The sequence below is a fragment of the Cytobacillus sp. NCCP-133 genome (genome assembly GCF_026011715.1).
Taxonomy (GTDB): Bacteria; Bacillota; Bacilli; order Bacillales; family Cytobacillaceae; genus Cytobacillus.
On record NZ_BRVM01000010.1, the window covers coordinates 1 to 13,514 of the forward strand.

At 38.2% G+C, this 13,514-nt stretch carries 14 protein-coding genes; 3 read left to right on the forward strand and 11 right to left on the reverse strand.

What is annotated here, in order from left to right:
- Positions 1-128: 128 nt before the first annotated feature.
- Complete coding sequence (locus NCCP133_RS12525; protein ID WP_264805349.1) at positions 129-560, reverse strand: CBS domain-containing protein; 432 nt, start codon at positions 558-560, stop codon at positions 129-131.
- 13 nt (positions 561-573) lie between these two features.
- On the reverse strand, positions 574-1,203 hold the full coding sequence (locus tag NCCP133_RS12530; RefSeq protein ID WP_264805350.1) for a CAP domain-containing protein: 630 nt from the start codon (positions 1,201-1,203) through the stop codon (positions 574-576).
- A 241-nt stretch (positions 1,204-1,444) separates the two neighbouring features.
- On the opposite strand from NCCP133_RS12530, the gene NCCP133_RS12535 reads away from it, so the two are divergent.
- On the forward strand, positions 1,445-1,804 hold the full coding sequence (locus NCCP133_RS12535; RefSeq protein WP_264805351.1) for a YugN-like family protein: 360 nt from the start codon (positions 1,445-1,447) through the stop codon (positions 1,802-1,804).
- Between the two features lie 63 nt (positions 1,805-1,867).
- On the opposite strand, the gene NCCP133_RS12540 is transcribed toward NCCP133_RS12535, so the two are convergent.
- On the reverse strand, positions 1,868-2,224 hold the full coding sequence (locus NCCP133_RS12540) for an Asp23/Gls24 family envelope stress response protein (protein ID WP_264805352.1): 357 nt from the start codon (positions 2,222-2,224) through the stop codon (positions 1,868-1,870).
- Positions 2,225-2,447: 223 nt separating this feature from the next.
- Between NCCP133_RS12540 and ytvI the strand changes: the two genes are divergently transcribed.
- Positions 2,448-3,506, forward strand: coding sequence for a sporulation integral membrane protein YtvI (ytvI, locus tag NCCP133_RS12545; protein WP_264805353.1), 1,059 nt, complete (start codon positions 2,448-2,450; stop codon positions 3,504-3,506).
- Positions 3,507-3,531: 25 nt separating this feature from the next.
- Here ytvI and NCCP133_RS12550 read toward each other — a convergent pair whose 3' ends face one another.
- The 8 genes from NCCP133_RS12550 to cyoE all read right to left on the reverse strand — a co-directional run bounded on the left by NCCP133_RS12550 (position 3,532) and on the right by cyoE (position 11,682).
- A complete protein-coding gene (locus tag NCCP133_RS12550) occupies positions 3,532-4,206 on the reverse strand; it encodes a GNAT family N-acetyltransferase (RefSeq protein ID WP_264805354.1) in 675 nt (224 codons plus the stop codon).
- Between the two features lie 266 nt (positions 4,207-4,472).
- Entirely contained in the window at positions 4,473-4,940 is a 468-nt protein-coding gene (locus tag NCCP133_RS12555; RefSeq protein WP_264805355.1) for a DUF420 domain-containing protein, read from the reverse strand.
- A gap of 390 nt (positions 4,941-5,330) precedes the next feature.
- Positions 5,331-6,233 (reverse strand): cytochrome c oxidase assembly factor CtaG, encoded by a 903-nt coding sequence (gene ctaG / locus NCCP133_RS12560; RefSeq protein WP_264805503.1) that lies wholly within the window; start codon positions 6,231-6,233, stop codon positions 5,331-5,333.
- 458 nt (positions 6,234-6,691) lie between these two features.
- On the reverse strand, positions 6,692-7,027 hold the full coding sequence (gene ctaF / locus NCCP133_RS12565; protein WP_264805356.1) for a cytochrome c oxidase subunit IVB: 336 nt from the start codon (positions 7,025-7,027) through the stop codon (positions 6,692-6,694).
- 4 nt (positions 7,028-7,031) lie between these two features.
- The gene (locus NCCP133_RS12570; protein ID WP_264805357.1) at positions 7,032-7,661 is read right to left on the reverse strand and encodes a cytochrome (ubi)quinol oxidase subunit III; all 630 of its coding nucleotides are present in this window, start codon (positions 7,659-7,661) and stop codon (positions 7,032-7,034) included.
- Positions 7,661-9,529 (reverse strand): cytochrome c oxidase subunit I, encoded by a 1,869-nt coding sequence (ctaD, locus tag NCCP133_RS12575; protein ID WP_331491062.1) that lies wholly within the window; start codon positions 9,527-9,529, stop codon positions 7,661-7,663. The genes NCCP133_RS12570 and ctaD overlap by 1 nt, the downstream gene beginning before the upstream one ends.
- A gap of 30 nt (positions 9,530-9,559) precedes the next feature.
- Positions 9,560-10,633 (reverse strand): cytochrome c oxidase subunit II, encoded by a 1,074-nt coding sequence (coxB, locus tag NCCP133_RS12580; protein WP_264805358.1) that lies wholly within the window; start codon positions 10,631-10,633, stop codon positions 9,560-9,562.
- Between the two features lie 110 nt (positions 10,634-10,743).
- Positions 10,744-11,682: a heme o synthase gene (cyoE, locus tag NCCP133_RS12585; RefSeq protein ID WP_264805359.1), complete on the reverse strand. Its 939-nt coding sequence runs from the start codon at positions 11,680-11,682 to the stop codon at positions 10,744-10,746.
- A gap of 672 nt (positions 11,683-12,354) precedes the next feature.
- Here cyoE and NCCP133_RS12590 point away from each other — a divergent pair.
- Positions 12,355-13,329, forward strand: coding sequence for a COX15/CtaA family protein (locus tag NCCP133_RS12590; protein ID WP_264805360.1), 975 nt, complete (start codon positions 12,355-12,357; stop codon positions 13,327-13,329).
- Positions 13,330-13,514 lie beyond the last annotated feature (185 nt).

Sequence of the window (13,514 nt, forward strand, 5' to 3'; positions counted from 1 at the left end):
AGTCCCTAGGAGCCGCAACTAGACAAGCTTGTGACCTCGAGGGGGTAGGCAGCTTGCGCTAGACAGTTCTCTAAGTTCAAAGGGATATAAATTCTGATATCAAAAAAAGAACACCAATTGGTGTCCTTTTAGTGTTGTGCTTCGCCTTCATGTTTAGAAATATCTGTAAGAGCTTCCCCTGCCTGGTCATCCGTTAAATGGTGTACTGCGAAGTCGCCAAGAGATACTATTCCGACTAGCTTGTCACCTTCCACTACCGGTAACCGGCGAACTTGATGCTCCGCCATCAAACGGGCAGCTTCACTTGCTTCTGTATCTTTTGTTACGGTTAGAAGATGGCTGCTCATGATGTCTTCAACTTTAGATGAAGCGGGATGTTTTTCGGCAACACAGCGTAGTACGATATCCCGATCAGTAATCATCCCCACCAGTTTATCATTATCCACTATGGGTACAGCACCTACATTTAAGTCCTTCATCTTAACTGCAACTTCATATACATTGTCCAGAAGCGAACAGCTTTCAACATCAACAGTCATAATGTCACGAATTTTTTCCATCAATTTAACCTCCTCATTTTTTGACAATAAAAATAGTCCAGTAGTGACCATGCAAACCTCCCTGAACATAACCGACACCTATATGTGTAGCCTGTTTGTCCAAGATATTTGCCCGGTGAATGGATGAATTCATCCATGCTGAAAACATCACTTCAGCATTTCGATAGCCAGCTCCGATATTTTCCTTCACATTCAGAAAAGAAATTTGCTGATTCCTTAACATTTTTGTAGGATTTCCATAAGTAGGAGAATTATGTGATACATATTCAAATTTCATCATATCTTTGGATTTTTGTTTAGCAGCACCAGCTAGTCGAAAATCCATAATCAATGGTTTTAACCCTCTCTGCCTTCGTTCCTCGTTGGCTAGTTCATATACAGTACGCTCATCTTCATTCATTTGCCCATTGCTTAATTGGCCAGTTCTGCCTGGAATGAAAATCGTTTGTCCTGGGTAGATTAAATTGGGATTTTTTATTTGAGGATTACTGTTAATGACTTCAAGAAGCTCTTTATTGAATGTATCTGCAATCTTCCATAATGTGTCGGCTTTTTCAACTTTGTATTCAGTTATTGCAGCAGCTGGCATGGATACTGCAAAGGATAAGAATATTACTATGGCAAAAATTCTTTTTTTCTTCATAGGACGCTTCCCCTTTCGTCTGGCTGAGCTGTCAATTTTAATATGTCCTTTAACTTATGTACAATTTAACTTTTCTTGTCTCTTTTGCTGCCAGAAATAAATATTATTTGACAACACCTGTTTTCTTGCATGTATTCGTTGCAAGTTACGCTTTTTTCTACTATTATTAAATTTGAGATAAACTTGTTTAAATTATGCATGGTCGCCAAAGAACCATGGATTGTTTTCAGGAGGGACAAATATGAAATTTGAAAACATAGGTCTGGAAAATAAAAAAGCAGACTTAACCCGCTTAGATGAAGTTATGCTATCACACGGTCTTGTCCGTGAAGGGCAGTGGGATTTTGAAAGAGTTACATATGACCGGAAATTTGAACTGAAAGAAGGAGTTTTTTACCTTCGTGTCTTCGGATATGCAGTTGAAGGTGATGTGGGTGCGCACAAAGCATTAATCCAGTTGCTGACACCTCTTCTTGGAAAGCACTATTATCCTCACGGAGTTGAATATGGAGAAGGAGAAAGCTTCCCGAAATCACTCGTTAGCCAGTGCGAAAAAATTCTTGCAGATATTAAATCAGATATTGATCAATTTGCCGTATAACTACTAACCATCTTTATACTATAAAAAGACGCATGGAAGCCATGCGTCTTTTTATACACACATTTACATTTCTTTATCCCGCACTGCTGTTGAATTGGGCAGCAATTTCTCAATCGATAGATCCACTCTTCTTACTTTGAAACCAGTTAAGTGTATAATTTCATCTTTTATTTCTTTTTGAATTTGTATTATTTTTTCCGTTATATTGATTCCTTTGTGTACATTCATTCTTATTTTCAGATAAACTTCTGCATCTTTAAATGAAAGTGATATATGTTTAGGTTTCTTTCTTAATATAGTAAATTTCTCATTTTGTGCTGGTGTTATACCATCCCATTCCCGCAAACTTGATTCTACAATTGCTGAGATTATATCGCTGGCAGACTTAATCGTTTCGAAGTCAAGATGTTTCCTTTTCATCTTCTTTTCACTTCTTTCTTTACGATTTAATTCATATTACCGGGCAATAATCTCTAAGGAAAAAATCACCTTACTTAAAGATGTTTTTATTGTTTCTAACATTAAATGCATAATATAATTAAAATGTTACTATTATTTTATATGCTTTGTCATAATAGGAATTAGTGTCATTGCAAACGCTGATGCTAACTGCTTTTAGGAGTTTGGAAAGGGGATTTCTTTTTTGTCTGCTATATTCACGAGGCGTTTTTTATTTATATTAATCGGGGCACTACTTATAGCTGTCTTATTCTACTTTATTTTACCTGTGTCTGTTCCATTGATTGTTGCCTTCATTACAGCACTCATCCTGGAACCAATGGTTAAATTGCTTCAAAATAAAATAAAAATAAACAGAAGAATATCAGTGCTGGTTACTTTTGTAGGATTTGTGCTTTTCATTGGGTTATCAGGCTATTTTATTACGACAAAAGTTATTACAGAGGCAATTAAGCTTATTGAAAATGCTCCTGTGTACATTAACGAGATCACTAAAGCCTGGCTAAGTGCTGAAGCAGATTTTACAAATGCGGCTAAAGACCTTCCAAAGGATCTAGTTGATGAAATTAGCATGCAGGTTCAAACCTTTTTAAACAAAACAAAGGATGATCTTGTTGCTTATGTAAATATTGATAATTTAAAAGCACTGCTAACCAATATTCCGAATTATCTTGTCAGTTTCATCGTATATCTGATTGCATTGTTCCTATTTTTAAACGACCTTCCTCGCTTAAGGAAAGGAATGTATAATCACTTAACGGAAAGAACAGCAGATAAAGTCAGATTTATGACTTCCCGTCTTTCATACGTTGGGTTTGGGTTTTTCAAAGCTCAATTCCTGGTTAGCTTGATCATTTTTATTGTTTCCTTAATCGGGTTATTATTTATAAACCCAGAAGTTGCATTGGTAATGTCCATTATCATCTGGATTATCGATTTCATTCCGATTATCGGTTCTATTGTCATTCTTGGCCCATGGGCACTCTTCCATCTTCTAACTGGAGACATTTCCATGGGAACCCAGCTGGCAGTTTTAGCAGCAATCTTATTGATTATCAGGAGGACTGTTGAACCTAAAGTAATGGGTACCCAAATCGGGTTGTCCCCATTGGCTACTTTGATCGCAATGTATATCGGCTTAAAATTGCTGGGCATCCTCGGCTTTATCATTGGACCGCTTATGATAATTGCCTTTAATTCAGCAAAAGAAGCAGGCTTAATTAAAATAAATTTTAAAATATAAAAAGCGTCCGCAAGGACGCTTTTTATTATGCTTTCTTAAAAGAAGTCATAAAAAAAGATTTTTGAAAGGGCACTTTCCTTTCAAGTATCTCTGCTTCTTTTCTTGGTCCCGTCATTTCACCTAACTCATATAATTCCAAAGGGCGCTTGTATCCTATAATGATGGCAGTTAGAGCGTTTATGGACATGTGCAGTCTTCTAGCTGCCGGGTTAGCACATTGACTTCCTTCTTTTTCTTTGAAAGTACTAACTTCATGGTCAGATATTAAATAACTTCCTGTATTCCATGGTGCATGAAGATCCTCAATTTGAATAAAAACATTCTCTTTATTTCCTATAAATGAATATTGAGTTAAACACTTTTCTACATTTACGATCCTTCCCATAAAGTAAGGGAATACCTCCATTTTTAAATTAGGCTGCTGCAAATAATATGGGAACGGATCATGTATTGAGGTTATCAACTTAACCTTGTCAATCATTGAATCATGCTGACAGATGAAGTTCCATAAATTCACTCTGGCTTCCTGATTTAAGGCTATAAATTCTTCTACATCCATTCTATTGTCTTTTACTTTAAATAGCAGATAGCCCTTCCCCTCTCCTGGTTCATTAAAATATACAGCGATTTGGTAATCAGAATACACAAAATTCTTCCTCCAATAGGAGTTCCTGATCAAGCCTCCAGAATATTGTTTCATATATTCTGCGTAAATTTTTTCTATTTCTTTGTTATGCTGGTCTTTTTTAAATCGTCTGATGATGCCATTCCCCTTGCGCCTGGAAAATCTTAAAGCTTTTTCCCAGTTAATATGCTAGTAAAAATCCTTATAAAAAAATAGTAAGCAGAAAATGGGAGCTTATCCGCGATGTCAAGCATTTGCTCCAATATTTAGCTGTCAAACTCAGTAATGAGCTTAAAAAACCCAATAAAAAATACCGCTGTAATCAGCGGTATCCTTTATTTTTATGTCCCCAATATTGCCTTTATAACAGAAGTGGTTTCTCCTCCATGGAAAAAGACATAAAGGAGCAAGTATACGGCAACTCCGGTTATCCCAGTAAAGAACCAGACCACACTCGTTATTGGCCCTAGTTTTCTATGTGCCTTCAACTTATTTTTATAGCCGGTATACAAAGATATAATTCCTAATACTGCACCCACAGTTGCAAGAGTAATATGGAAAATTAAGAAGATGGTGTAATAAATTTTAATATCATCAGGCCCGCCAAAAGCAGTGTTACCAATAAATACTGTTCTGCTGGCATATATGATAAAGAAAATCACAGCGAATACAGCTGCTAATGTCATTGTTTTCTTATGGGCGTCAAGCTTTTTTTTGCTTATTTGTGCCCAACCAATTGCAACAGTAATTGCACTCAGCACAATAAATGTCGTGCTTATAGTAGGCAGAATTGGCAATGAGTATTCCATAAATTCTTCCTCTCTCCGATTCCGGTTTTTATTTCACCCTGTTAAATCATAAATTAAAATTATAACATAAACTTAATTTTAGTAGAGAATATCCCTTTTTTCAACAAACAGAACGGACTTTTAAAAAAGTTCCTCAAATGTTCAATTTTAACCCCTTATTAATGTGATTAAATTCACTGCACTATTGACAGATTTCGTAAGAAAAGCGCAAGGCGCTTGGCCACCCACGACAAGCACAAGACGAGCCATGGAAAGGCGTCTTGCCTTTTTGGGAGGCTCGTCTTGTGACCTACATGGGATAGGCGCCTGGAACTAGACAGTTATCTGAGTTCCAAAGAATATAGATTCTGATAGTATAAAAAAACTCCAGCAAACCAGCTGGAGTTTCGGTTATTTAATTAGCTGCGGATTAAGCATGTGTTCTTTTTCAATGGCTGATGGTTCTTGCTCTTTTTTATACCAGGCGAAAAAGATTTGAGCCAGTACGAAACCATAGACAATTTCTTGAATAATTTTCATAATAACCCCGCCAAGCTGCTGATCATGTATCAGGGACATTGAATTAAACATCTCTGGTCCACTGAGGTTCAGGCTTGCCAAGGTAGCTGACGGCACACATAACTGCAGTGCCTGTGCCCACGCATTAGGATCTGAGTAGGTATTATACATCGGAGTATCAGCAAAGATAATCAATGCACAAGCAGGCGTTAATAATACACCATTTGCAAAGACATATCCTACCTTTCTAAGTCCGCCTAAAGTATCCATTTCAGGTAGTTCATTTAGAATTGGCCACCACATAAATAGTGCAAGCAAGAATAAGATTGAAGTGTAAACTGTATGAAACATCATATCAGTTTTAACGATATCAAATACATCAGGGATATGATAAATTGAAAATACCCCATTAAACAATATCAGTGCTATGAGCGGCTTTGTCAAAAAATTAAAGAAGGGCTTAATCCATTTGTAATTGATTAATACCCGCCAAATCCATTGAGGGATACCCAGAATGACAAGAGGCGGAACAACCAGATACAAGATTGCCATCTGAGTCATGTGGGCATAAAACATCAAATGTCCCATCAGATCAATTGGAGAGCCCTTAATTAGATATAAAACAACCATTCCAATAGTAAAATAAACACCTTGCCTTTTTGTTAAAGGTTCACTATTTTTGAACGTGCCGCGATATTTTATCGTTATCATAAAGTATCCCGATAGAATAAGGAGCACAAATAAAAAGAAGAGTGGACTCCATAGCGCACGAAAACCGAATATTTCTATAGACATAGACATGCTTATCACCTCATTCAGAATAACCCTATCTGGTCATTAAGTAAGGGTTAATTATATATACAATACAAAGACAAGTTTTATTATACGCTCTCTCATCTAAAATCTCAATAAAGTGCCAGTTCAAAAATCTCCAATACCCTCATATAACGGTGTTTACGAAGAATTGTTGGTATTTTGTCACTTTTAAAGTGGCAGCTTCAGGTTTTCCGTAAGATGTAAAAGCTCGAGCAAGTTCAGCAGGAACATTAATAATCCCTATAAAAAAAGGGAGGGCGCCTTGACCACCCCGCCAAGCAAAAGAAGAACCTTTCATGGAAAGAAGTCCTGCGCTTTTTTTGAGGAACGGCTTGTGGTCCCGAGGGGATGGAGTTAGACAGTCCTATGTTCAAAGTTTTACTTTCTTACTTCCAAATAAAAAGAAAATCGGCTGTTAGCCGATTTTCTCTCATAAATTACCACCAAATGACAGTCAAGAAAGCAATGATTGTAATAAACCCGACAAATGCTCCGGAATATAAGAACAATGCAGGTGCTTCATGACCTTTATGGCTCATATGCATAAAATAGTACAATTGGAAAATTACTTGCACGATTGCAAGAATCAAGATGAATGGCACGATAAACCATGCCGAGAAGCCTTCATAACCAGCTGCCACGAATGCAACAATTGTCAAGAAGATCATCATAGCAAAGGTGATCACTTGATGTTTCATCTCTTCTGCACTTTTTTTCCGTCTATATTCAATGTCTACTCTTGGGTTACCTGAGTTTGGTTGTTGATTGGCCATCAGTTTATCCCACCATTCCCATTAAATATACTACTGTGAAGATGAATACCCAAACAACGTCGATAAAGTGCCAGTAAAGGCTGGCCACATAAAATTTAGGAGCATTGTAAAGGCTTAATCCTCTTTTACTGTTGCGGATCATCAAAGTAGTGATCCAAAGTAAACCGAATGCAACGTGAGCACCATGGAAGCCAACTAGTGTATAGAAGGCTGAACCAAATGCACTGCTAGTAAAACTGTGATGAAATTCATGAACATAATGATTGAACTCGTAGATCTCCAAGCCAAGAAAGCCAAGTCCAAGAAGTACAGTAATACCTAGCCAAAGCTGCATCTTTTTGAAGTTAAAATTCTTCATTTGGTACATTGCATAAACACTTGTTAGCGAGCTTGTTAATAAAAGCATCGTCATAATGAAGGCAAGAGGAATTTCAAACAGGTCTTTCGCTAATGCCATATCACTGTTTGGAACTTTATCCTTCAACGCAAGGTACGTTGCGAAGAGGGATGCGAAAAGTACCGTCTCTCCTCCTAGGAAAAACCAGAAACCTAAGAATTTATTCTTGGCCTCGAGGGTTTGCTTTTCAGGCGACGCCGGCCATGTTTCATAAGTCATTTTTTGTTCAGCAGCCATTATGCCTTAACCCCCTTATCATTATTATCTTCCAAATCTTCTTTATGAATATGGAAGCCATGGTCATCCTTAACAGACCGAATAAACATAGAGCCTAAAGTAATCAATAGCCCCACAATTAAGACAGGAATACCCCAGCTGTGATCTGCCCGGTACATTGCTCCAAACGCAGCCACAAATAATCCGAAAGAAATAACAAATGGAATGAAAGAATTATTTGGCATGTGGATATCACCAAGAGGCTCAGCAGGTGACATGCCTTTTTTGCCTTCCATCTTTTCAAGCCAATATGCATCAAGTCCGCGAACCAGCGGAAGCTGCTTAAAGTTGTAGAATGGAGGCGGTGATGGAATGGCCCACTCTAAAGTACGTCCATCTCCCCAAGGATCATTGCCAACTTTTTCATTTTTAACACTTGTTATAACAATATTAATTAACATAATGATTACTGCAGCTGCCATAAAGAAGGCACCGACAGTACTAACCATATTAGCCGTTTCTAGTCCCTGTCCAGGAAGGAAAGTGAAGATACGGCGAGGCATACCCCAAAGTCCAAGGAAATGCTGAATAAAGAATGTTAAATGGAACCCGATAAAGAATAACACGAAAGTAATCTTTCCAAGCAATTCGTTTAACATTGTTCCAAACATTTTCGGCCAGTATAAATGTGCACCTGCAAATAGCGCAAACACAACACCGCCGACAATAACATAATGGAAGTGAGCAACTACAAAGTAGCTATCATGATATTGGTAATCCTGTGCTGCCGATGCAAGCATAACACCTGTCACACCACCGGCTACGAATGAAGGAATAAAGGCAACAGCCCAAAGCATCGGAGTTGTGAACGTTATGCTTCCGCCCCACATTGTAAATAGCCAGTTAAAGATCTTAATACCAGTCGGTACTGCAATCGCCATTGTGGCAACGGCAAAAATCGCGTTAGCAATCGGCCCCATACCAGTTGTGAACATATGGTGAGCCCATACCATGAATCCTAAGAATCCAATAAGAACCGTTGCGAATACCATTGAAGAGTATCCAAATAGGCGCTTTCTTGAGAAAATCGAAAATATCTCAGAGAAAATTCCGAAAGCCGGCAATACCAAGATGTAAACTTCAGGGTGACCAAAAATCCAGAAGAAGTGCTCCCAGATAATTGTATTACCGCCCATTGACGCATCGAAGAAGTTAGAACCAAACATACGGTCAAAAACAAGTAAGAACAAACCTACTGTTAAAGCAGGGAATGCAAATAGAATCAATGCTGATGTTACAAATGTAGCCCAAGTGAACATAGGCATTCGCATATAAGTCATACCTGGGGCACGCATGTTAATGATAGTAACAAGGAAGTTGATACCTCCAATTAGCGTACCTGCACCGGAAATCTGCAATCCAAGTGCATAAAAATCGATGCCGTGTCCTTCGGATGCTAGTGATAAAGATGCATAAGAAGTCCAGCCTGCGTCTGGTGCTCCCCCTAAAAACCAAGAAAGGTTTAGGAAAACTCCACCAAAGAAAAACAGCCAGAATCCTAATGAGTTCAAGAATGGAAATGCTACGTCTCGCGCTCCAATCTGAAGTGGCATTACAGCATTCATAAATGCAAATATTAGTGGCATCGCCGCTAAAAAGATCATCGTTGTACCGTGCATAGTTAAAATTTCATTATACAATCCGGCACTTACAAAATCATTGTTTGGTACAGCAAGCTGGATACGGATGAACATGGCTTCCAAACCGCCAAGCAAAAAGAAAAATCCGCCAGCTATAAGATAAAGGATCGCGATTTTTTTATGGTCAACTGTTGTTAAATAGTCCCATAAAACCGCTCCAAAACCTTTTTTCTGTGCTAAGGTACTCACAATTTTACCTCCCTTTTCAAAAATCCCTTGTTATTCCAAAACTTTTAAGCCCATTAAGTATTCTGAAAGGGCATCAAGTTGTTCCTCAGTTAACTCTCCATAAGTACCTGTCATTTTGTTTCCAGGCTTATATGTTTCTGGATCTCTCAACCAATTCTTCAAATCTTCTTCAGTGTGATCAAGGATACCGGCAATACGGTCACGATCGCCGAAGTTTGTTAAGTTTGGAGCTAAACGGGCTGCTTCAGGTGCAGTGTTTGCTGGAGTTACAGCATGGCAGCCGATACAGCTGTTATTGAAAACTTCTTGTCCAGCTTGTGCAAGATCTGTTTCTGCCTGCTGAGGCTCTTTTACATCCTGCATCGCAGTTACCCATTGATCAAACTGATCACGCGGAACCGCATTAACTTTGAAATCCATCAAAGCGTGGGAAGGTCCGCAAAGTTCAGCACATTTACCATAGAAATAGTTATCTGCTTCCGCAGCCTTTTCACCGTCAAACTTCAGCCAGAACTTATTCACGTTATCAGTGTTTGTATCCAGCTTTCCGCCAACTGCAGGAATCCAGAATGAGTGTTTAACATCAGAAGCAATAAGATTGAAGTAAACTTTTTCGTCAGTTGGCACAACTAATTCCTGGCCAGTGATAATTTCCTGGTTTGGATATTCAAACTCCCACCAGTATAGATTTGCACGCACATTAACAACGAGTGCATCTGTTTTACCTTCTTCATTCTTCTTTTCCATTTCGCTTACATCAGCAAGCTTAAAAGTAGCTGAAACTGTCGGTACAGCAAGAATAAGAAGCAATAGAATAGGAATAACAGTCCAAATGATTTCCAGTTTGTGGCTTCCTTCCACTTGTTTCGGAATTCTGTCGTCCTTGCGACGGAATTTAAAAACAACAATAAAGAAGATTACTACAACGACGGCAATTACCCCCACCATAATCGCTGTACTTAACACCATCAAATCAAATTGTGTTTGCGCCACTTCGCCGGCAGGTTTCAGCGTAGATAAATACGGTTCGCCGGTACAAGCGGAGAGAACAAGCGCCATCATTGCAAACAGAGAAAAAAGACGCCACTTTGCAAGCCTTTTCATGCTTAATCAAACCCCTCTTTCGTAAAAATTTCATTTTTTGAATTGTTTGATCAAAAAATATGGATAAATCCCCTCTCGTAACTAGCGAAAGAAAGAATTTCCTAACAAAATTAAATAAGTGTGATAATTACCATAGCTACAAACATGATGGTCAGATATTGCAATGAGTATACAAACATTAATGTAGCCCATTTAATATCATCTTTAAACTTCCTGGCATATAGACCAGTCAAAATCCACCCAATATTTAAGACTGTAGCCAGGATCATGAATGCCAGACCAAGCGAAGGCATAAGAAACGGCAGCGGCAATAAGGCGGCAACCCAGATATAAATATGCCTCTTTGTCGTTTTAAACCCCTTCACAACCGGAAGCATCGGGACTCCAGCTGCTCTATATTCCTCAACTCTTCTTATAGCGAGAGCATAGAAATGAGGAGGCTGCCAGATAAATACAATTGCAAATAGCACCCATGCCATTGGATCCAGATTTGCATCCACTGCAGCCCACCCAATTAATGGAGGCACAGCACCGGATATGCTGCCAACAATGGTGTTGGAGACAAACCTGCGTTTTGTCCACATTGTATAGAGGACAACATAGCTAAAAACGCCAATTAACCCAATTACAACTGCAGTTGCAGTTGTAAACATTAGAAAGGCGGTTCCCAGGCCAATCAGGAGAAAACTCAAAAGCGCGGCTTTTGCTGGGTTGACTTTACCTGTAACAGTAGGTCTGCCTTTCGTTCTTTCCATAAAAGGATCAATATCGCGGTCAATATAATTATTCAGGCTGCATGAGCCGGCAATAATCAGTGAAGAGCCAATTAATGTATACAATACCAATTCCAAATGATTGAAAAATCCTATTCCGGAAAAATGCAATGCAAGCCAAACACCGGTAAAGGTTGTTATCAGATTGGAATTTACAATGCCTATTTTAATCAGCGCAAGGAAATCCTTCCAGACTGTTGTCTTCGGTATATCATTTTGAAGGCTTCGCTCACTGTCTTCAATTGCAGCTTCACTCAAAGCCCGTGAGTTGGACATATCTTTTCCTCCTTTATCCCTTATCACAAACAGAGCTAGATAAACACTACAACTACTATAAAGGATAATTTCCTCTAAAGCCATATTTGCGATAAAAAACGAGGGGTTTACCCGTAAAAAATCATTATGATCTAAATAGTTTTCTACTATTCACAACGTAAATAAACAGTTTATTACCAAAACGAAATATAAACCTTTCTTCTGTATATTAAATCACACTTTAAAACTCTTTTGTGAATTTTTTTAGAATAATTTATGACTAATTTGTGTCAAAGATAAAATTCACTTAAAGAAAGGTTGTTTTTTTGAGATAATAAAGCTGCAGGAAAAAATTAAGTGGTGAAAATCCAACTCATAACTATATATCTTGCCATAGGGTAACAGGCAAAATTTTCCGCGATAGGGATATCCATTTAATACCCCCTTTATATTTCTAGCAAACTCCAATACAAGTTTCAACCTTTTTTACTATAATTACGTTTATAATTTTTCATAAGTGTTGTAAAAAAATCTTTATTCCTGTACTATCGAAAAAGTATATGGAGATGCATTCCCATCTGACTCTTTAAAGGATTTTTGTTAAGATAGTATGTGGATTAATAGAATGAGAAATCTATATTCCATTAGATAAAAAAATGGGCAAAACGAATATTACAAAGAAGGTGAAAGGCTTTGCAACGATCTTTAAAATGGTTTGCCGTTTTAACAACTATCGGCATGCTTTTTATATTGTTAGGCGGTGCGCTTGTTACTAAAACAGAATCAGGAATGGGATGCGGCAAATCCTGGCCGCTATGCAATGGTGAATTCGTTCCTAGTTCTATAACTCCCGAACTGGTTATAGAGCTGGCGCACAGACTTGTTTCCGGTTTAGTCGGAATTATGGTCCTGGTTTTGTCCGTTTGGACTTGGATAAAAATAGGCCATATTCGAGAAACAAAATTTTTGTCGCTGACGTCTTTCTTTTTTCTTGTCCTTCAGGCTATGATTGGAGCAGCTGCTGTCGTTTGGGGACAATCGGATTTTGTGCTTGCCCTGCATTTTGGTATTTCCTTAATATCCTTTGCTGCAGTGCTTCTGCTCACCTTACTGATTTTTGAGGTGGATAAGAAATTTAAGGCCGAAAAGCTTATCATCGATAAGAGAATGAGAAGCCATATTATCGGAGTCTCATTGTATAGCTATGCTGTCGTGTATACTGGAGCTCTAGTCCGCCATGTTAATGCTAGCCTTGTATGCCGAGATTGGCCGCTTTGCATAAATGGATCCTTCTCACTTCCAGAAAACATGTATGAATGGGTGCAAATGGGTCATAGAGCTGCAGCTGGATTGATCTTTATCTGGATTGGCTATATTACCTATCAGGCAATTAAGTATTATAAGGACCAGAAAGTAATTTATTGGGGCTGGATTATTTCATTTATTTTAGTATCTCTCCAGGTAGCTGCAGGAGCATTGGTTGTCATGACCAGACTTAATTTATATATCGCTCTTGCACACGCATTCTTTATTTCTTGCTTGTTCGGGGTATTAAGTTATTTTCTGCTTCTTTCTTCAAGAAGCAGAAAAAATGAACTTGCCATCGAAAACGTTGATCAGGAAGAAAAGCAAGGAGAAACGGTTCCTCCCATTACGACAATCACGTAATAACTAGAAATTCCTATTTTTATCCTAAAAAAAGAGCTTCGGCGTTTGAAAGCCGCTGAAAAAGTGTTCACTTTGAGTAATTAGCCAGCACTTTCATCAACATACAGCAAATAAAAGAAGTTGATTATCTACATATAGTAGGTAGTCAACTTCTTTTTTCTCTTTAAATGGACTTTTTCAGTGCC